Here is a 17,889-nt window from a genome sequence, read left to right as displayed (position 1 = left end):
AGGAGGGTCGATGTTCAAACACCGCGTCACGGCCTCGGCAACCACAGCGGCACCGACGGAAGTCGTCTTCGCGCTCATCGCCAACGGCGCCACCTGGCCCGACTGGTGCTCCTCCGTCGACGCCTTCAGCCTGGAACGGGAGGGCGCCGGCGACCGGGAGGGCCCGGGCGCCATCCGCCGCTTCGCCTTCAGGGGCCGTACCACCCGCGCCGAGATCGTCGAGGTACAGCCCCCGCGGCTGCTGCGCTACCGGCTCCTGTCCGGCCTGCCCTTCTTCGGCTATGAGGGCCGCGGGACCGTGAGCGCGGGCCGGATCCGCTGGGACCTGGCCTTCCACGTCAAGGTGCCCGGGCGCGGCCGCCACTGGCACCACTACATGGAGGACTTCCTCAACGAGTTCGTACAGGAGCTGTCCGCCCACGCGGAACGGCAGGCCACCGGACAGCAACCGCCCGCGCGCCCCGCGGGACACATCGTCCATCCGGCCACCGACAAGGGTGCCGATCAAGGAGGTCGACGCGCATGACCGCCCACCTGAGCGCAAGCGACGAGGCGTTCGTCCAAGGGGCCGCGTCCCTTGTCCCGCCGCTGCGCTCCATGGCGGCCGAGGCGGAACGCGGGCGCAGGCTCCCGGACGAGGTGCTGGCCGCGCTGACGGACAAGGGCCTGTTCTCCGCCAGCCGCCCCGCCGCCTACGGCGGTCAGCAGCGCGGCCTGTCCGTGTTCGCCAGGGCAGCCGTCGAGGTGGGCCGCGGGTGTGGCAGCACGGGCTGGACGATCAGCATCATGTCCGCCTGCCAATGGATGGCCAGCCTGCTGCCGAAGCAGGCCACGGACGAGATCTGGGCCGCCGGTCAGGAACCGCGCTTCTGCTCCGTGGTGTCCCTGCCGTCCCAGGCGCAGCCCGACCGCGACGGCCTGCGGGTCTCCGGAGAATGGCCCTACGCGACCGGCTGCCTGCACGCCGACTGGGCCCTGGTGGGGATTCCCGTGTTCCGGGATGAAGGACCGGCGGCTCCCGGCCTGGGGCTGGTCCCGATGAGCGAACTGGAGGTCAGGGACACCTGGCACATGGCCGGGATGCGCGCCAGCGGCAGCAACACGCTGGTCGGACGGGACCTCTTCATCCCTCGGCACAGGGTCCTGGATGTGGCGGGACTCGACCAGGGCCGCGTGCTCCCGGATGTCGAGGGTGACCTCTACCGCTCGGGTTTCGCGGCGGCGATGATCCTCTACGTCGTCGGCGCCTTCGTCGGCATGGCCAAGGGCGCCCTCGAACTGACGCTTGACCAGGTCAGGTCCGGCAAGCGCATGACCTTCACCGTGGTGGAACGCCTGCGCGACTCGCCGATCGTCCAGCTCCAGGTCGCCGAGGCCCAGGCCAAGGTCGACACCGCCGAACTCCACCTGCTGCGGGCGGCGGACGTGGCCGACGACCACGCGAAACGCGGTCAGCTCCTGCCCGCGCCCGAGCGATCCCGGATCCGTATGGACTGCGGCTGGGCCCTGCGCCACAGCCGCGAGGCCATCGAGCTGCTCCTGGACGCCCAGGGCGCCGCCGCCTTCGCCGAGACCAATCCGATTCAGCGACTCTGGCGGGACTGCGAGGTCGGAACCCGCCACGGGATGATCCTGCCGGCCCTCGGCCAGCACATCCTCGGAGCCGACCTGTGCGGCGGCGACCCCGTCGTCCACCTGCTGTGAGGAAGGGATGGGCCCGCAGGGGCTGGGTGCACAGTCAGGTGGGTTGCGGCGTGAGGCGCTTGTGGCCCTTGCGGTCGTAGTAGGCGGTCATGGCGAAGCCGAAGAGCAGGGCGAGGGCCGAGCCGATCGCGATCATGATCCAGGAGCGGGTGAGGCCGGCATCGCCGCGGGCGTCGAAGAAGAGGATCGCGCGCACCCCGTCGCTGAGCTGGCGCATGGGCTCGAAGTGGGACAGGAAGCGGTAGAAGTCGGGGACCGCCTGGAGCGGCACCGTCGCGCCCGACGATGGCAGGCCCAGAACGATGAACACGAACATCGACACAAGCTGACCGACCCCGCCGAAGGCGGCGTTGATGGCCTGCACGCCCAGGCCGACGGCGAGGGTCGCGCAGTAGGAGTAGATCCACAGCAGCGGCAGGTGGGAGGTGTCCATGTCGAGGATGGCGACGCAGGCGAGCATCACCAGTGAGGCGCTGAGGAGCGTGATGCCCGCGGTCATGGCCATCTTCAGCAGCAGCGTCTGGGTGCGGTCGATCGGCACGGTCGGGCGGCGGGTGTGCCAGGGGCCGATCTCGTTGTCGGCGTAGCCGAGGGCGGTGTCGACGCCGTTGCTGATGACGTTGCCCCCCATGAACCCGGCCAGCACGAGCAGCAGGGCGTAGTAGAAGGCGGTCAGGCCGAGGCCGCTGCGGGTGCCGATCGGGTGGCCGACCCGGGTGACGACGTTCGCCGGGTCGGCGAGCAGCAGCCGCGCGGTGGAACTCGCCCGAGTGCCGGCGGCTGCCGTGAGCTGTTCGCCGATGGACCGGGACGCCTGGTGGGCGGCCTGGGTCGTGATCTGACTGGCAAGGGAGGAGCCGAGGCTGCCCTTGCCGGGGTTGGTCAGCACGGTGATCGTCGGCCGCTGCGTGGCCCCCGCCGTGGTGAGCGCGGTGACGGAGTCCGTGAAGCCGGCCGGGACGACGAGGGCGCCGAAGACCTTGCCGGAGTCGAGCTGGTCCTCGGCCCGGCCGTGGGTGAGCGTGCGCCACTCGGCCTTGCCGCCCGCGGTGTCGGCGGCGATGGCGGCGGTGATCTGTGCGCCGAGGTTCTGTTTCTGCCCGGCCGGCGGCTTGCCGGTGTCGTCGTTGACGAGGGCGATGGGCAGGTCGCGCAGGTCCCGGTGGGGGTTGACGATGCCGCCCATGTAGAGCAGGGACAGCAGAAAGGCGAGCAGTCCCGTGAGGATCGTGGGGATCAGCCACAGCTTGGGGCGGCGCAGCAGTGTCGCGGCACTGGCCTGAGGGGCGGCGGGCTCGGCCATGGTTCTCCGTACGTTCCGGGCGGTGCGAGGACCGAACAGCGGGTGAGGGCGGCCATTCGAGCGGTCGTGTCCCGACCGCACGAGACGTCAGCATGAGGCCCGCACCGCCACAAGCAGTCACACGCCTCGCCTTCCCTCCCCCCGTTGCAGTACGGGAGCGGCGGCCCGAGCCGATCCCAGGGGCTCGCATCAGATCCACGGTGCCGAAGGGATGCGTACGCTGTTCAGGAAGTGGTCCCCGATGGCACGCAGTGTCCGGGCGGTAGGGCTGCGCCCCACCACGACCCTGACATTGCGCCAGAACCGGTCCAGGCCTTCGGCGTCGGTGAGTTCCACGACTCGTTCACCCGTGAGCAGAGCCGCCTTGGTGGTCACGGCCTCCGCCGCCGCCACGAGCGCGGCCGAGTCCTCGCGCTGCTCGGGATCCAGTTCCCGTCCCACCCGGAGGGCGCGCGCCATGGCGGCCGTCGCGCGATCGACGACCGCCGACGCGGTGTGCACGGCCAGAACCAGTTCTCCATAGGCCAGAAGGAGATCCGCGTCCGTGCCGGGGGCGGTACCGCCCGTTCGGGCACCGGCGTCCGCGCCGTCCGCCGGCCGAACATGGGATGCCGCATGGCTGAGGTCCTTGGCTTCCGCCAGCGCCCCTTCGGCTATGCCCAGCGCGACATGGGCCAGCATGAGCCTCAGGGCGGGCGGAGCGAGCGTGGCGAACGGTGTGGCCGCGTGCTCGTCACGCACGGCGATGCCGAGCACCTGGTCCGCGCCGACCGGAACGTCCTCGAAGCGCACACTGCCGGCCCCCGCGAGCCGCTGGCCGAGCCGGTCGTGCAGGGGGTCGCGAGCGACGCCGGGGTGACGCGGGTCCACGACCACCACGAGTGACTCGTTCGTGTCGGTACAGACCGCGTCAAGTGCCAGCCGGTCGGCCAGGTTCACCGCGGTGGCCAGGGCCCGGCCGCCGCGGAGGAGATATCCGTCGGCGGCGGGAACGAGGGCGAGGGGTGGGTCTTCGCGCGCGAGGCGAGCACCGTCTGTGCCGCAGGAGCCGATGTCGCCCGCCCACAGCCATTGCTCCCGCATCGCGATGGCTTCCAGAGCGGCCGCGTGCTCCGGGGCGGCGAAGAACCGGGCGCTCCAGGACAGGGCGTAGTGGCGGCCGAGGAGTTCGCCCATCGATCCGTCGGCGGCGGCGATCCGGCGGACGATGGCGCAGGCTTCCTGCCAGTGCATTCCCTGACCCGTCGGCCCGGGTGGTGCGAGGGCGGCGAGGAGTCCGGATTCACGGAGCCGCATCACCTCGTCGAACGGTGGTTTGCCGGCCCGATCGCGGTCGAGCGCGTCGACCGCGAGGTCGTCTCCGAGTTCGTAGGCGACCCGCATCCAGAAGCCCTCGGCGACGGCGGCCTCGTCCGTCGCGCCGCCGCTCACCGCTGTTCTCCGAGCCGAGACGGAATGAGCGTTCTCACGGCCACCTCGCATATTCCCTATTTTTCCTACTGGATTAGTAGGGATTCTTGCTGCTCCGTAATCCGCGAGCAAGGCCGATCCACCAGTCGGACAGCGCCGGCCTCAGCGACCGGAACGGCTGCCGCAGGCGCTAGGGGTTCGTCCAGGCGGCCGGGTCGTCGGCGAGAGCCTCGACCGCGGCGGGCAGATGTCCCGAAACGACGTCCGCGAGCGAGACGCCGTCCAGGATCTGGCGGACGTTGGCCCGCAAGGCGATCCACAGAGGGAGCAGCGACGCGGCGGGGCCGGCGTACGACAGCTCGGGGGGACGCACCCCCTGCACCGACACCAGCGGCCCGTCGACGACGCGGATGACGTCCGCGACGGTGATGGACTCCGGCGGCCTGGCCAGCCGGTAGCCGCCGTTGACGCCGCGCTGACTCCGGACGAGCCCGCCGCGGCGCATGTCGTTGAGGATGCCTTCGAGGAACTTGTGCGGGATCTTCTGGGCGTCCGCGATCGCCTCAGCCTTCAGCGGCCCCGCGTCCGGAGCCGCCGCGAGTTGCAGTGCGGCCCGTACCGCATAGTCCGCCCTGGCCGAGATCCGCATGGCCGCATTATCCCGCACCACTCGACTCGGCCGATCGCCGCGGAGGCCCGTACTTGCGGAGCTTTTTCGCGTCCATCTCCTGGCTGGAGCGTCGCCGCATCCCGGCGTAGAACAGGGTCGACGTGGTGACGACGAGAAGGCCGCCGGTGGCCGACAGGCTCACAGCGTCGACGCCGCGGTCGTCCGTGGCCTCCGCCCAGGGCTTGAAGGCGCCGAGCGGGTCCTTGAACAGGATGATGTGCTGCTTCGGCTTGAACTGGCCGTGGCAGTTCTGCTGATTGGACAGGTCCTGGACCTCGCCCGACGTGTCGACCACGCGGCAGACGTCGAGTTCGGTCCCCTTGGCGTTGACCCGGTTTCCGGTGTCGGCCACCAGGGCGTCGACCTTCTCGCCGTACCGCTTGGCGTATGCCTCGTACAGTGTGGGCCCGGAGAAGAGCCCGAGCGCGAAGGTGGCGACGGCGGCGAGGGTCGCGGCGCCCGCACGGTGCCAGACACCGCCGGCCACGATGGCCGCGGCCGCCCCCGCGATAAGCCCGATGCCGGCTCCGATCCACAGGAGCCAGGAGACCTGGGCGAGGACCGCGCCCACCACGGTCACCAGCGGAATCGCCACAGCCCACAGCAGGGTGTTCAGCACGCGTGGTGGTGTGGGCGGAGTGGGGCTCGGGTCCACGACTCCCTGTGCGGCCTCGTCGTCTATTCCGGCTGTCCCGGACGTTCCCACGCTGATCCCCTCGTCACGGCTGGCAGACGCTTCGCCGGGCTACTTTACGGCGGACTGGCTGGTCGCACGGGGGATGACTTGCCCCATGGAGCTCTCGATGTCCCAGGGCGCCGTTTTGCGTCGGGTGTTGCCCGGTGACTACCGTTCGATCGAACTAATGCGCGCAGGTGCGTGTTAGTCGCATTCAGGGGGATCACGACCATGAAAAAGATCGGCCGTACTCTCGGCGTTGTCGCCGCTGCCGCGAGCCTGGCAGCCCTCGGCAGCGCCCCGGCACACGCCGCGGGAGACGTCTACCAGGGCACCGGGTGGCGGATCTCGACGCACCACGGCATCCAGTCGCTCAGCCCCGACCCGTATGTCATCCGGCTCGTCAAGCCCACCGCGGACGACAAGCTCACCCCCGCGCAGAACAAGGCCGCCGAAGCCCAGCTGCGGACGCTGCTGAAGAAGAGCGCCGCCCAGCTGACCTCGATCACCGGCACCAAGTTCACGGTGTCCGACGCCTACCACAGCCCGGAGACCGCCTGCTCCTCCGCGGAGCGCCACGTCATCGTGGTGGGGCTGAGGTACCGGCCTTTCGACGGCAAGCCGGGGATGTCCCGGGCGTGGCCCTGCTCGGCGAGCGGCAACCGCAGCGCGTGGGGCGGCTGGATCTGGATGGACAGTGAGTACTGGATGCCGGACCGCAAGCTCGAACCGTGGATCCTGGCGAACGCGGTGACCCACGAGGTGGGGCACTCGATAGGCCTGAACCACCCCAATGTGGACGGTCCGGACGCCGACAAGACCGCCGACCCGTACGAGTGCGTCACCAACAGCAGCAAGGACACGCCGGTGATGTGCTCTCCCAACGGGGGCTACGGGAGGGGGAAGGGCGGCAGCGTGACCCGCGCCAAGCAGCACGGGGGGCAGTACACACCGTGGGACATCGAGGGGCTGAAGGCGCTGAAGGCGAACTTCACCCGCTGAAGACAGACCGCGGCTGAGCGTTCACCGTAACGCCCCGAAACCACAGAACGCCCCGAAATCCCAGCTCAGGGCCACCCCAGGCAGCACACCTGAGGTGGCCCTGAACCGCGCTCGGCCGCCGACAGGCGCGTGGCCGAGTCCGCCGCGGGCCGAGTCCGCCGCGGGCCGGGCCGGCCGCCGGGGGTGAGCTGCGCCTCAGCGGGGTGGCACCTCTTGTTATGCAACGAGTTGCATAGGAGGATCAGGGCATGGCGCTCGAGCACGCGATCCTCGTCTCTCTGCTGGAGAAGCCGGGCTCCGGCTATGAGCTGGCCCGGCGCTTCGAGCGGTCCATCGGCTACTTCTGGACCGCCACCCATCAGCAGATCTATCGCGTCCTCAAGCGCATGGAGGGCGACGGCTGGATCGACGCCCGCGAGGTGCCGCAGCAGGCCCGGCCGGACAAGAGGGAGTACTCCGTCACCGACCTCGGCCGGGCCGCCCTCTCCGAGTGGCTGCATGAACCGATCGAACCCGAGAGTGTCCGGCACGAGCTCGCCGTGAAGATCCGCGGCGCGGCCTTCGACGACCCGACCGCGCTGATCCGCGAGGTCGAGCGGCACCATCAGACGCACACTGACCGGCTCGCGCACTATCTCGCCGGTGAGCGCCGTGACTTCACCGGACCCGAGGCTCCCCCAACGCTCAGCGCCGGGCAGGAGCTCCAGCACGTCGTGCTCCGCGGCGGCATCGCGTACGAGCGGATGACGCTCGCCTGGCTCGACGACGTACTCGCCACGCTCCACCGGCTCCATCCCGAGCGCTGAAGGGTGCCGACGAGCCACTCGTCCGCCCCAGCCGCTCCACGCACTCTCACCTGCCTGAATCCTTCACTGCCCCAATCTCTCCACCACCTGAACCTCCGCGGCCCACAACCCGCAACCCCGAGCCGGAAAGGCGACCAGCCATGGCCGACCCGCTGCTGTTCAACCCGCGCACCTACGACCCGGCGCACTTCGACCCCGAGACCCGCAGGCTGCTGCGCGCCACCGTCGACTGGTTCGAGGACCGCGGCAAGCGCAAGCTGATCGAGGACTACCGCTCCCGCGCGTGGCTCGCGGAGTTCCTTGCCTTCTCCGCCAAGGAGGGGTTGTTCGCGGCCTTCCTCACCCCGGCCTCGGCCGCCGACGGGCAGCAGGACAAGCGCTGGGACACCGCCCGGATCGCCGCCCTCAACGAGATCTTCGGTTTCTACGGGCTCGACTACTGGTACGCGTGGCAGGTCACCATCCTCGGCCTCGGCCCGGTCTGGCAGAGCGACAACGCCGCCGCTCGCACCCGCGCGGCGGAACTCCTCTCCCAGGGCGAGGTGTTCGCCTTCGGCCTGTCAGAGAAGGCCCACGGCGCCGACATCTACTCCACCGACATGCTGCTGGAGCCCGACGGTGACGGCGGATTCCGGGCCACCGGCTCCAAGTACTACATCGGCAACGGCAACGCCGCCGGACTCGTCTCCGTCTTCGGCCGTCGCACCGACGTCGAGGGCCCCGACGGCTATGTCTTCTTCGCCGCCGACAGCCGCCACCCGGCGTACCACCTCGTGAAGAACGTGGTCGATTCCTCGAAGTACGTCAGCGAGTTCCGTCTCGACAACTACCCGGTCGGTCCCGACGACGTACTGCACACCGGCCGTGCGGCCTTCGACGCCGCTCTCAACACGGTCAACGTCGGCAAGTTCAACCTCTGCACCGCCTCGATCGGCATCTGCGAGCACGCGATGTACGAGGCCGTCACCCACGCACACAACCGCATCCTCTACGGCCGGCCCGTCACCGCCTTCCCGCACGTGCGCCGCGAGCTGACCGACGCGTACGTCCGCCTCGTCGGGATGAAGCTGTTCAGCGACCGCGCCGTCGACTACTTCCGTTCCGCCGGCCCCGACGACCGCCGCTATCTGCTGTTCAACCCGATGACGAAGATGAAGGTGACCACGGAGGGCGAGAAGGTGATCGACCTGATGTGGGACGTCATCGCCGCCAAGGGCTTCGAGAAGGACACCTACTTCGCCCAGGCGGCCTCCGAGATCCGGGGGCTGCCCAAGCTGGAGGGCACGGTCCACGTCAATCTCGCGCTGATCCTCAAGTTCATGCGGAACCACCTGCTGAACCCGGCCGAGTACCCGCCCGTGCCGACCCGCCTCGACGCGGCGGACGACGACTTCCTGTTCCGGCAGGGACCGGCCCGCGGCCTGGGCTCCGTGCGCTTCCACGACTGGCGCACCGCGTACGAGGCCTATGCCCACGTGCCCAACGTCGGCCGCTTCCGGGAGCAGGCGGACGCCTTGTGCGAGTTCGTCACCACCGCCGCCCCCGGCGAGGAGCAGAGCCGCGACCTGGATCTGCTCCTGGCCGTCGGCCAGCTGTTCGCGCTGGTCGTGCACGGCCAGCTGATCCTGGAGCAGGCGCGTCTGACCGGCTGCGAGGAGGATGTGCTCGACGAACTGTTCGCCGTCCTCGTACGCGACTTCTCCGCGTACGCCGTCGAGCTGCACGGCAAGGATTCCGCCACCGCGGAACAGCAGCGCTGGGCGCTGGGCGCGGTCCGGCGCCCGATCGTCGACGAGGCCCGCTCGGCGCGCGTCTGGGACCGTGTCGAGGCGCTGTCCGGGGCTTACGAGATGGCTCCCTGACAGCCGTGCGATAGCAACGGCGCGACAGCGAAGGCGCCGTAACAGCGGAGCGACCGCGCGTTCCGCTGTTACGGCGCCCTCGCGGTCGGCATCCGGCCGACGTCACCTGCGCTCAGCGGGCTCTGGGGCGTGCGTCAGGCCGGTATGCGGCCGGGCGGCCAGGGCAAGGGGCAGGAGGGCGATCGCGAGGACTGCCCCGGCGGCCGCCAGTGCCGAGTATCCGGCGGATGCGACGACCGTGCCCGAGGCCATCCCGCCGGTGGCACCGGCGATCGCCACACCGACGTCGACCAGGCCCTGGGTTGAGGCGCGGGCAGCCCGGTGAGCGGGGACGGCAGGAACATCGCCGTGGAGAGCGATGACGAGCCCGGCGTCCTGCGTGCCGTGCCCGTGCTCCCGCATGTGGACGGGCGTCATAGTCAGGACCCGATTCTGCTCGGGAAGCTCAGGGAGCTCCGGGAGTTCCGAGGGCTCCGGGGGCTCCGGCATGCCGGGCCCGGGCGGTTCGCCGGACCGCGCGGTCACAGCCGGGGCGATGGCCCCCCTCCCGACGTTATAAGGACGTTTCAAGGAGTCTCCACGAATGTCCACGAGGGGCTGAGGGCGCGTGCGGGCCGGGCGGAAGTGCGCGGGGCGTCGCGTGCTACGCCGCGTCCAGCGGTTCGAGCGCCGCGATGTCCTCCAGCGACATGCGCATCTGCTGGTGGAGGAAGCGCAGGACCGTCCAGTGCGGCAGTGCGCCCTCGTCGAACCGGCCGAACTCCTCGCAGTACAAGGGGATCCAGCGCAGCGCTTCTTCCAGCGCCTGCTCGCGTCCGGGTTCCTGCTGGTAGTCCTCGTAGGCAATGCTGCGGTGCTCGATGAAGAACCGCCCCGGCAGCCGCTCCTCGCACAAGGCCCGGTACTCGCGCGTCTGCAGGATGAGGTAGTGCCAGATCTCGTCGATGTCCTGCTCGACGGGGAGGAAGAGTCCGCTGAGCCGCTCGCGGTGACGTGAGACGAGGTAGAGGTACCGCAGGCACTCGGTGACCTGCCTCTCGACGAATTCCGGTGCTGCTCCGCTCTTGTCGGCGAAGTACGTCACCACCTCGGCGTGGAGGTCATCGCCTATCAGGGCCTTGAGATCGTCGGCGGACATGTGCGGCTGGTCGGTCATGGCTCTCCCGTGCAAAGGGCCCGTACGGACACGGTCAGTGGTCTGTCGCGAGCCAGGCGTACTTGCCGGACTTCCCGATGGGTATGTGCGCGCCGTGCTCGACCCGGCAGCGGCGACCGATCAGGTCGCTGACGGCGTCGGCGAGTTCGAGGGCCTCCACCGGCTTCAGTGCGGTGCCGTCGAACGTCGTGTAGGACAGCCGGGCTTCCGTCTCGCACATCACCCGCAGCTGGTGGACGAAGACGCTGGTCGAGACGCCGCTGACGCGGTCGTCCAGATCACCTTGCGCGACGGGGCCGCGCGACGCGGCGCCTGACGTGCCCGGAGTGAGGAGTTCCTTCTCCCGGCCGCAGAACCGCGCGATCCGATCCGGGGCCGGTGTTCCGTCCAGCGTGCGGACGCAGTCCCCCGAGCGGTACCGGATCAGCGGCATGTACGGATTGCGCACGCTCGACACGATCAGGCTGTAGATCTGGCTCCCCGGTGTGACCGGGAGCAACTCGACGCTCATCTTGTCGAGGTGGGGGTGGAACCGGCCGTGGCGGTCGCTGTAGTAGAGGTAGCCGAGTTCGGTGCTGCCGAACAGGTCGATGACCGGGCACGCGAAGTGCTGTCGCAGGAAGCGCCGGACGTTCATCGGGGTGTACTCGTAAGCGTGGATGATCGTCGCGGGCCGCGGGAAGTCGTCCCACAGGCCCCACTGCTTGGCCTTGAGTACCAGGTGCGCCAAGTGGTAGCCGGAGCAGTCGAGGTGGTACCAGCCTCGCGGGTGTGCCCGCTGGGCGGCCCGGATCTCGCTCAGCATGCGCTCGAGCTCGTCGCGCTGCCACAGCGCCGGATCGAGCCGGAGATTGAGATATACGGTGCGGCTGTCGAGCCGCCGCTCGTCCAGTTCCGGAACCGGGTCCGGCTGCGCCCCGCGCTTCTTCGCGTTGACCCGCGCGACGTGCTCGGTCGCCAGCACCGTGGTGAGAGAGACGCGTTGGCAGCCCTGTTCCCAGGTGAAGGCGATGTCGGGGTGCTCGCTCCACAGCTGGTAGTAGGAGTTCAGCAGGAAGTACGGGGGCCGGATGATCTGCATACGGGCGTGGTTGGTGCCCGTCGAGAGCACGTACTCCGCCTCGCCGGCTGCCAGCGCGGCGGTGAGCCCCGGTGTCATCCAGTTGTCCGGAAAGCCCCGTGCGATCTCGGATTTGTCGAGGATGGGGAAGTGCCCCCGCTCGATCGACGTGCGGTAGATCGGTATGTCCTTGATCTGGTCGACGACCTCGGCTGTCGGCTGACCATGCATGGGCACCCTCTGTGCGCTAGGCGAACGGAAACCTCCGGAGGAGGTCCTGGGCGACGGGAAGAGCCCGGAGAGGGCCAGGGACCGGAAGACGCGCCCCGGCCCACTCCGGCAGCTCGGTCAGCAGCCGTTCAGGAGATACAGCCGGACTTCGGGGCCGCGCTGATGCAACCCGCCTTGGACGCCGCGCTGATGCACCCCTCCAAAGAAATACCCAAGGCAGTGTCAATCAAAGGCAATGTGACAGGGTGTCGATCAAGCCACTTCAGCCTTGCGAGCAGCTAGTTTCAGACGCGAGAGGCGTCTGCGTAAGTGCGGGGCGACGGGGGGCCTCGAGCCATCCATCACGGTCGGAACCACGTTCGCGGGGGCGGGCGAAATCGGTCGCAGCGGGGGCCGGGCGCTGCTAGCTTGCGGCCGTGGATCTCTTCTCACGCTCTTGGACGGCGTTGCGCACAGCGGTCGCCGAACTCCACGACGAGGACTTCGCGCGGCCGTCCGGGTGCGCCGGCTGGCTCGTGCGGGACCTGGTGTGCCACCTGATCATCGACGCTCAGGACGTCCTGATCACCCTCGTCACCCCCGCCGAAACGGAACCGACCCGGGACGCGGTGACCTACTGGGACATCGTCGAAGCCCCGACCGGCGACGACCCGCTCGACGCGCTGATCGTCCGCCTGGCCACCGCGTACGAAGAGCCGTGGCTGCTCAAGTTCCACCTCGACGACGTCGGTTCCGCCGCCGGTCGGGCCGCCGAGCTCGCGGATCGCGCGCTCCGGGTCGGCACCCGCGATGAGGTGCTCACCTCGGGCGACTACCTCTCCGCGTACGTCCTCGAATGGACGCTGCACCACCTCGACCTGATCGCGCACCTCCCGGACGCGGCGGAACCGCCCGCCGAGGGGCTCATCTGGTCACGCGCGCTGCTGGAGAAGATCGCCGGCGCGGCTTTTCCCTCGTCGTTCTCCGACAAGGACGCGCTGCTGATCGGCACCGGACGGCGTACTCCCACCGAAGCGGAGAACGCCGAACTGGGCGAGTTGGCCGCGAAACTCCCGCTCGTCCTCGGCTGATCATCCGGCGGCTGATCAGCCGCCGGATGATCAAACCCCGGTGACCGGCTCGCCTGGTCGTCTCATGCCCGGTTCCGGCTGGGGTGTTGGGACAGTGCGCTGTCGGCAGTGTCGAGGATGTTGCGGAAGGTGCGGGTGATGATCGGCCTCGCAAGGCGCCGGGTGAGGAAGGCGCCGAGCAGGGGGACGGGGATCTCGGCGCGGGTGGTCCAGCGCACCTGCGTGCCGCCGTCGACCTCGGTGAACGTCATGCGGCCGAGTTCGTGCCGGGACGGCGGCAGACTGCGCTCGACGACGTACTCGGTGGCGTACGGCGGGTCGTACTGAGTGATGCGTTCTCGAAACCAGCCGATCAGCCAGAGGTGATTGCGTATCGCGCCGACGCCGTAGGGCGCGGACTCGCCGCGCCGGGTCAGGCGGCAGCGCACCACCAGGGGCGAGGTCGTGTAGTTGGTGGTCGTGGTGAGCCAGGCGAACACGTCCTCGATCGGGGCGTCGATGACACGTTCAACGATCATGGTTTCCACAGCTGGTGGTCTCCTCTGTCGAGTGGGAGCACCGTCTCGGCACGGTGCAGCTTGTCGGGGTTGCGAATGCCGTAGAGGCCGGTGATCCGTCCGTCGTGGATCTCGAACGCGACCAGCCAGTCGAGTTCGTCGTTGGTGACGAACCGTGCCGCGGGCATGCCGTTGTACGTGGCGTGCTCGATGCGGGTCGCCGCGGTGGTGGTGCGGAGCACGCCGAGGACGAACCGGCCGACGTCGTCGCGGCCGGTGATCGGGCGCCGGGCGGCGACCACTTTCCCGCCGCCGTCGGAGATCTGCACGACATCGGGCGCCAGCAGGTCCATCAGCACCTGGACCTCACCGGTCCCCGCCGCGTGCAGGAACCGTTGGACGATCTCCCGGGTGGCGCCGGAGTCGGGCTCGAAGCGGCGGCGGCGCGCGTGGACGTGGCGGCGTGCGCGGTGGGCGATCTGCCGGACGGTGACCTCGGTCTTCCCGATCGAGGCGGCGATCTCGCCATGGGTGTAGCCGAACACGTCGTGCAGCACGAACACCGCGCGCTCGGCCGGGTTCAGCGTCTCCAGGACGAGCATCATGGCCATCGACACCGACTCGGCCAGGATCGCGTCGTCGCTCACCTCGGGTGCGGTGCGGATCGGCTCGGGCAGCCACGTGCCGACGTACTCCTCACGCCGCGCTCTGGCCGCGCGCAGGTGGTTGAGGGCCTGCCGGGTCACCACGCGGACCAGGTAGGCGCGCGGATGCTCGACCGCGGACGGATCGACCGCGCTCCATCGCAGGTAGCTCTCCTGCAGCACGTCCTCGGCGTCGGTGGCGCTGCCCAGCATCTCGTAGGCGATGGTGAACAGCAGCGCGCGGTGCTCGGTGAAGGCGTCCACCGCCTCGGTGCACCCGGTGACCGGGGGCCCGACCGGAGTGCCGTCGGGCCGGGAAGGCCGGATCACATCCGCTCGGCGCCCCAGGCTGATGGCCTGTCCGACGCGTCGACACTCCGACACCACACCGTGCTCCTCTCCTCGGGACACCCATCGAGACACCCCGCACCAGCCAACCGTGACAGCCCGCCACTGTGAATCACTTCACACCGCGCTTCCACGGGGCCGGAGCGCTGGAACCTCCGACACGACCGCTGCCGGTCGTCGATGGTGACGGCGGACTCCGCGGACGTCTGCGCAGGATGACGGCGGCGACCTCAGGTGGCAAAGAGCGTTACGGGCGCGGCCCGAGGACGCTGTTACTGGTGGGGTTGGCGCAGGTGGGTCTTGGCGTCGTCGTAGGTCGCCTGGCCGGGTGACTCGGCTGGGGCATAGCGGAGGTTCAGCACGCCTGTCTGGAAGGTCTCGCAAGAGATCAGCTTGAGCGGGAGGGGGGCCTTGCCGTCCTCGAACAGCCGCATGCCGTGACGGACGGCGATCGGGTGCACCAGCAGATGCAGCTCGTCCAGCAGTCCCGCGGTCAGCAGCTGACGGACCACGGAGATCGAGCCGCTGATGCTGATGGGACTGGTGCCCGGCTCGTTCTTCAGGGCGGTGACCGCCTCGATGAGATCGCCCGTGAGCTGCTCGGAGTTCCGCCAGGTGAACTCGAGCCTCCGGCTCGACACGACGATCTTCCGCGCATCGCCGAGCACCTTGGCAAAGGGAGCGTCCTCGCCACCGGCCGCCTCCCGCTCGGGCCAGGCTCCGGCGAAGCTGTCATAGGTCCTACGGCCGAGGATCAACGTGTCGGCCGCGCCGAACACGGCGTCGACGGCCGCCCCCATCTCATCGTTGAAGTAGGGGAAGTGCCACTGATCGGGCGCTTCTACAACGCCGTCAAGCGAGATGAACAGCTGTGCGGTGATCTTCCTCATGCCGGCTCTCCACAGAAGTCGTCGGTGATGCCCTCCTACTCCAGTAGACGACGCGGGCCGGCCGAACTCATCGATGGCGCGTCGGCAGAATCGGATCCTCAGCTGAGAGCAGGCTCCCCGGCCTCTGCCTCTGCTCTACGCTGCGGATGACTCAAGATCTACTTCGTCGCGCCACCGCGCGCCTCTCGACCCGGGAGCACCCATGCCGCACATCGTCGTCGACTACTCCGACACGCTCTCCGCAGCGTTCGACCGCCGCGATTTCGGCCTCGCGCTGAACCCGCTCGTCGCCGGCCTCCTCGAGGCCTCCATCGACACCTGCAAGACGCGCTTCCGGAGGATCGAGGAAGCCTGCATCGCCGATGGCTCCCCGGATCACGCGATGGTCCACATCGAGCTGGCGATACTGTCCGGCCGGACCCCGGAGGCCAAGCGCGACCTGTCCCGTGCCGTGCTGGACCTCGCCCGCAACCACGTCCCCGTCCCGGCCGATACCACCCTCACGCTCACCGTGGATGTGACCGAACTGGACAGCGAGTGCTACAGCAAGCAGGTGCTCACCTCCCAGTCCTGAACTGCCGGGCGGCCCCGGCAGCCACGGCCGCCGGGGCCGTCGAGGCAGGCGTTCACCGCTGCCGGGCGGTACGGGCGGCGGGACCCCTCCCGCTTGTCACCGGGCACCGAATCGGCCGCGGCGGTCAGGCGGACGGCAGCGCGGCGGCGGCCGCCCCGGCGAGATCGGTGGCCAGCTCGCAGGGCCGGCCCTTGGGGCCCGCCCCCTTGATGACGAGGGCCACCCGCTCGGTCCCCTTCACCCGGTCCACGCCGGTGTAGTCACGATGGACCACCTCGACGCGGCAGGTCCCCGGGCCCTCGTTCTCCGGCAGCACGATGGCCCGGTGATCGCTGAGCCTGGTCGACCGGGCGTTCTTCTCGCTCGGCAGGCCGCCCTGGTCGAACCGCACGTCCACCTCGAGCTCGCTGGTGGTGGACTTCCACTGGCAGTCCCAGCGGCCGAATCCGACGTCCGGGTCCTGGGCGTCGATACCGGGCACCTTCTCCAGCGCCTTGACGTCGAGCAGCGTGCACGCGTCCTGGTGCGCCAGCGAACCGGACGGGAAGCCCGGGGAACGCCGGGGGATCTCACCGCGGTTGAGCACCTTGACCGCGATCACCGTGGCGACATCGGCGGTGTCGCACAGCGGCTCCTTGACCTCGGCAGGCCGTCTCGCGGCCGCGGTGACCCGAAGGCTGTCGTCGCGAGCGCCGGTCACCGCCAGGGCCCGCTCGCACGCGTCGCGCTCGGCGGCTCGCTCCACGACGGTGACCCTGCCCTCGGTCTTCCTCCTCACGGCCTCCGGCAGCGGGTCGGCGTCGAGTTCCACCCTGACGTCCACGACGTCCTCGCCGCGCTCCTTCAGGATGACGTCGCATCGGTTGAAGTTGCCGTCGTCGCGGTCCAGTTCGGCCTCTTCGTACCGATCGAACACGGCGGCCTTCAGCAAGGCGCAGGGGTCGGCCGTACGGGGATCGCCGATGAAGTCCGACGCGCTGGTCGGCGTGCCCGACGGCGGGACGGCTCTGTCCGCTCCGGCCTCGCCACCCAGGCTCATCATGATGAACGGAACGGCGATGGCCAGTGCCGTGACGGCGGCTGCACCGGCCGTCAGCAGCGGGCGGCGCCGGACGAGGGTCGTCGTCCGGCGCCACTGTCCTCCCGGCGGGTCCTCGCCGCCGGAAAGGGCGTCCGCGTAGGGCGTGGTCACCGAGGTCAGCGGCAGGGTCGCGAGCCGGTCCGGCGATCCCGCGATGTCCACGAGCGCGCTGAGCACCTCAGGAGCGGTGGGCCGGGCCCTGGGGTCGCGGTGGAGCATCGCGGTGAGCACCCCGCCGAGCGGCCCGACCTGAGGGCTTATGGCCTCCATCCGGACCACGCGTCCGGGGCCGCGCAGCGGCGGAGTCCCGGTGACCAGCCAGTACATCGTGGCACCAAGGGAGAACACGTCGGACGCACGCTCGGGCGCTCCCCGGAACGCCTCGGGAGCCGCATAGGCCGGGGTGAGGGCGGTCGGCCCGTTGGGCGTGATCGTCTCGCTGCCGTCCACCCGGTACGCGGCGCCGAAGTCGGCCAGCTTGGCCACTCTGTCGTGGGTGATCACGATATTGCCGGGCTTGACGTCGCAGTGCACGATGCCCTTGGCGTGCAGGGCCGCGAGCGCGCCCGCGATCTGCGCGCCGATGTGCGCCGCGAGCTCCGGGGCCATCTTCACCGGGACGTCCAGGCTCCCGCCGGTCACGTGCTCCATCACGAGCCAGAACGTGGCCCTCCTGCCCTTGCCCGCGCGGACGGCGTCATAGAGGGTGACCACGTGCGGGTGACTGAACTTCGCCAGAGCGCGCGCTTCGGCCAGCAACTGGTCCACGTCGGCCTGGCTGTCCTCCTCAAGCAAGGCCCGCTTGAGGACGACTGGCCGACCCAGTTCCGTGTCGACGGCGAACCAGACCGCGCCTCGCCCTCCCTCCACGGGCCCTTTTGTGAGCCGGTACTTGCCCACCTTCT

18 protein-coding genes are annotated in these 17,889 nt (G+C 69.8%); 7 read left to right on the top strand and 11 right to left on the bottom strand.

Annotated elements, in window-relative coordinates; all coding sequences use genetic code 11:
* The first annotated feature begins 10 nt into the window (after positions 1-10).
* Both ACQUSR_RS29335 and ACQUSR_RS29330 read left to right on the top strand, forming a co-directional pair.
* Positions 11-526 (top strand): SRPBCC family protein, encoded by a 516-nt coding sequence (locus tag ACQUSR_RS29335; RefSeq protein ID WP_431045652.1) that lies wholly within the window; start codon positions 11-13, stop codon positions 524-526.
* A complete protein-coding gene (locus ACQUSR_RS29330; protein WP_431045650.1) occupies positions 523-1,704 on the top strand; it encodes an acyl-CoA dehydrogenase family protein in 1,182 nt (393 codons plus the stop codon). Before ACQUSR_RS29335 ends, ACQUSR_RS29330 begins: the two co-directional genes overlap by 4 nt.
* Positions 1,705-1,738: 34 nt before the next feature.
* Here ACQUSR_RS29330 and ACQUSR_RS29325 read toward each other — a convergent pair whose 3' ends face one another.
* The 4 genes from ACQUSR_RS29325 to ACQUSR_RS29310 all read right to left on the bottom strand — a co-directional run bounded on the left by ACQUSR_RS29325 (position 1,739) and on the right by ACQUSR_RS29310 (position 5,706).
* Complete coding sequence (locus ACQUSR_RS29325) at positions 1,739-3,007, bottom strand: DUF3533 domain-containing protein (RefSeq protein WP_431045648.1); 1,269 nt, start codon at positions 3,005-3,007, stop codon at positions 1,739-1,741.
* A gap of 189 nt (positions 3,008-3,196) precedes the next feature.
* The gene (locus ACQUSR_RS29320; protein ID WP_431045646.1) at positions 3,197-4,438 is read right to left on the bottom strand and encodes an acyl-CoA dehydrogenase; all 1,242 of its coding nucleotides are present in this window, start codon (positions 4,436-4,438) and stop codon (positions 3,197-3,199) included.
* A gap of 169 nt (positions 4,439-4,607) precedes the next feature.
* Positions 4,608-5,066 (bottom strand): RrF2 family transcriptional regulator, encoded by a 459-nt coding sequence (locus ACQUSR_RS29315; RefSeq protein ID WP_431045644.1) that lies wholly within the window; start codon positions 5,064-5,066, stop codon positions 4,608-4,610.
* Positions 5,067-5,073: 7 nt separating this feature from the next.
* On the bottom strand, positions 5,074-5,706 hold the full coding sequence (locus tag ACQUSR_RS29310) for a hypothetical protein (protein WP_431045642.1): 633 nt from the start codon (positions 5,704-5,706) through the stop codon (positions 5,074-5,076).
* Positions 5,707-5,994: 288 nt separating this feature from the next.
* Here ACQUSR_RS29310 and ACQUSR_RS29305 point away from each other — a divergent pair, with 288 nt between their 5' ends.
* The 3 genes from ACQUSR_RS29305 to ACQUSR_RS29295 all read left to right on the top strand — a co-directional run bounded on the left by ACQUSR_RS29305 (position 5,995) and on the right by ACQUSR_RS29295 (position 9,433).
* On the top strand, positions 5,995-6,765 hold the full coding sequence (locus tag ACQUSR_RS29305) for a hypothetical protein (protein ID WP_431045640.1): 771 nt from the start codon (positions 5,995-5,997) through the stop codon (positions 6,763-6,765).
* A gap of 248 nt (positions 6,766-7,013) precedes the next feature.
* A complete protein-coding gene (locus ACQUSR_RS29300) occupies positions 7,014-7,571 on the top strand; it encodes a PadR family transcriptional regulator (protein ID WP_431045638.1) in 558 nt (185 codons plus the stop codon).
* A 140-nt stretch (positions 7,572-7,711) separates the two neighbouring features.
* Positions 7,712-9,433 carry an acyl-CoA dehydrogenase family protein gene (locus tag ACQUSR_RS29295; protein WP_431045636.1) on the top strand — a complete coding sequence of 574 codons (1,722 nt, stop codon included), beginning with the start codon at positions 7,712-7,714 and terminating at the stop codon, positions 9,431-9,433.
* Positions 9,434-9,535: 102 nt separating this feature from the next.
* Here ACQUSR_RS29295 and ACQUSR_RS29290 read toward each other — a convergent pair whose 3' ends face one another.
* From ACQUSR_RS29290 to ACQUSR_RS29280, 3 genes are all read right to left on the bottom strand, one after another.
* Positions 9,536-9,850, bottom strand: coding sequence for a hypothetical protein (locus ACQUSR_RS29290; protein WP_431045634.1), 315 nt, complete (start codon positions 9,848-9,850; stop codon positions 9,536-9,538).
* A gap of 226 nt (positions 9,851-10,076) precedes the next feature.
* On the bottom strand, positions 10,077-10,589 hold the full coding sequence (locus tag ACQUSR_RS29285; protein WP_431045632.1) for a hypothetical protein: 513 nt from the start codon (positions 10,587-10,589) through the stop codon (positions 10,077-10,079).
* 34 nt (positions 10,590-10,623) lie between these two features.
* Entirely contained in the window at positions 10,624-11,880 is a 1,257-nt protein-coding gene (locus ACQUSR_RS29280) for a hypothetical protein (protein ID WP_431045630.1), read from the bottom strand.
* Positions 11,881-12,296: 416 nt separating this feature from the next.
* On the opposite strand from ACQUSR_RS29280, the gene ACQUSR_RS29275 reads away from it, so the two are divergent.
* A complete protein-coding gene (locus ACQUSR_RS29275; RefSeq protein WP_431045629.1) occupies positions 12,297-12,950 on the top strand; it encodes a maleylpyruvate isomerase N-terminal domain-containing protein in 654 nt (217 codons plus the stop codon).
* A gap of 62 nt (positions 12,951-13,012) precedes the next feature.
* On the opposite strand, the gene ACQUSR_RS29270 is transcribed toward ACQUSR_RS29275, so the two are convergent.
* The 3 genes from ACQUSR_RS29270 to ACQUSR_RS29260 form a co-directional block, all read right to left on the bottom strand.
* The gene (locus tag ACQUSR_RS29270) at positions 13,013-13,477 is read right to left on the bottom strand and encodes an SRPBCC family protein (RefSeq protein WP_431045627.1); all 465 of its coding nucleotides are present in this window, start codon (positions 13,475-13,477) and stop codon (positions 13,013-13,015) included.
* Positions 13,465-14,304 (bottom strand): RNA polymerase sigma factor SigJ, encoded by an 840-nt coding sequence (gene sigJ, locus ACQUSR_RS29265; protein WP_431047917.1) that lies wholly within the window; start codon positions 14,302-14,304, stop codon positions 13,465-13,467. The genes ACQUSR_RS29270 and sigJ overlap by 13 nt, the downstream gene beginning before the upstream one ends.
* 407 nt (positions 14,305-14,711) lie before the next feature.
* Entirely contained in the window at positions 14,712-15,329 is a 618-nt protein-coding gene (locus tag ACQUSR_RS29260) for a dihydrofolate reductase family protein (protein WP_431045625.1), read from the bottom strand.
* 202 nt (positions 15,330-15,531) lie between these two features.
* Between ACQUSR_RS29260 and ACQUSR_RS29255 the strand changes: the two genes are divergently transcribed.
* On the top strand, positions 15,532-15,903 hold the full coding sequence (locus ACQUSR_RS29255; protein ID WP_431045623.1) for a 5-carboxymethyl-2-hydroxymuconate Delta-isomerase: 372 nt from the start codon (positions 15,532-15,534) through the stop codon (positions 15,901-15,903).
* Positions 15,904-16,027: 124 nt separating this feature from the next.
* On the opposite strand, the gene ACQUSR_RS29250 is transcribed toward ACQUSR_RS29255, so the two are convergent.
* Complete coding sequence (locus tag ACQUSR_RS29250) at positions 16,028-17,854, bottom strand: serine/threonine-protein kinase (RefSeq protein ID WP_431045621.1); 1,827 nt, start codon at positions 17,852-17,854, stop codon at positions 16,028-16,030.
* Positions 17,855-17,889 lie beyond the last annotated feature (35 nt).

The sequence above is a fragment of the Streptomyces sp. P1-3 genome (genome assembly GCF_050613155.1).
GTDB lineage: Bacteria > Actinomycetota > Actinomycetes > Streptomycetales > Streptomycetaceae > Streptomyces.
Note: the sequence above shows the minus strand (reverse complement) of the source record. Positions and strands in the feature narration are given on the sequence as shown.

Bases quoted from the DNA above. Each gene is read 5' to 3' on its own strand.
- ACQUSR_RS29335 (WP_431045652.1), top strand. From the start codon at position 11: ATGTTCAAACACCGCGTCACGGCCTCGGCAACCACAGCGGCACCGACG.
- ACQUSR_RS29330 (WP_431045650.1), top strand. From the start codon at position 523: ATGACCGCCCACCTGAGCGCAAGCGACGAGGCGTTCGTCCAAGGGGCC.
- ACQUSR_RS29325 (WP_431045648.1), bottom strand. From the start codon at position 3,007: ATGGCCGAGCCCGCCGCCCCTCAGGCCAGTGCCGCGACACTGCTGCGC.
- ACQUSR_RS29315 (WP_431045644.1), bottom strand. From the start codon at position 5,066: ATGCGGATCTCGGCCAGGGCGGACTATGCGGTACGGGCCGCACTGCAA.
- ACQUSR_RS29305 (WP_431045640.1), top strand. From the start codon at position 5,995: ATGAAAAAGATCGGCCGTACTCTCGGCGTTGTCGCCGCTGCCGCGAGC.
- ACQUSR_RS29300 (WP_431045638.1), top strand. From the start codon at position 7,014: ATGGCGCTCGAGCACGCGATCCTCGTCTCTCTGCTGGAGAAGCCGGGC.
- ACQUSR_RS29295 (WP_431045636.1), top strand. From the start codon at position 7,712: ATGGCCGACCCGCTGCTGTTCAACCCGCGCACCTACGACCCGGCGCAC.
- ACQUSR_RS29290 (WP_431045634.1), bottom strand. From the start codon at position 9,850: ATGACGCCCGTCCACATGCGGGAGCACGGGCACGGCACGCAGGACGCC.
- ACQUSR_RS29285 (WP_431045632.1), bottom strand. From the start codon at position 10,589: ATGACCGACCAGCCGCACATGTCCGCCGACGATCTCAAGGCCCTGATA.
- ACQUSR_RS29280 (WP_431045630.1), bottom strand. From the start codon at position 11,880: ATGCATGGTCAGCCGACAGCCGAGGTCGTCGACCAGATCAAGGACATA.
- sigJ (WP_431047917.1), bottom strand. From the start codon at position 14,304: ATGCTGGGCAGCGCCACCGACGCCGAGGACGTGCTGCAGGAGAGCTAC.
- ACQUSR_RS29260 (WP_431045625.1), bottom strand. From the start codon at position 15,329: ATGAGGAAGATCACCGCACAGCTGTTCATCTCGCTTGACGGCGTTGTA.
- ACQUSR_RS29255 (WP_431045623.1), top strand. From the start codon at position 15,532: ATGCCGCACATCGTCGTCGACTACTCCGACACGCTCTCCGCAGCGTTC.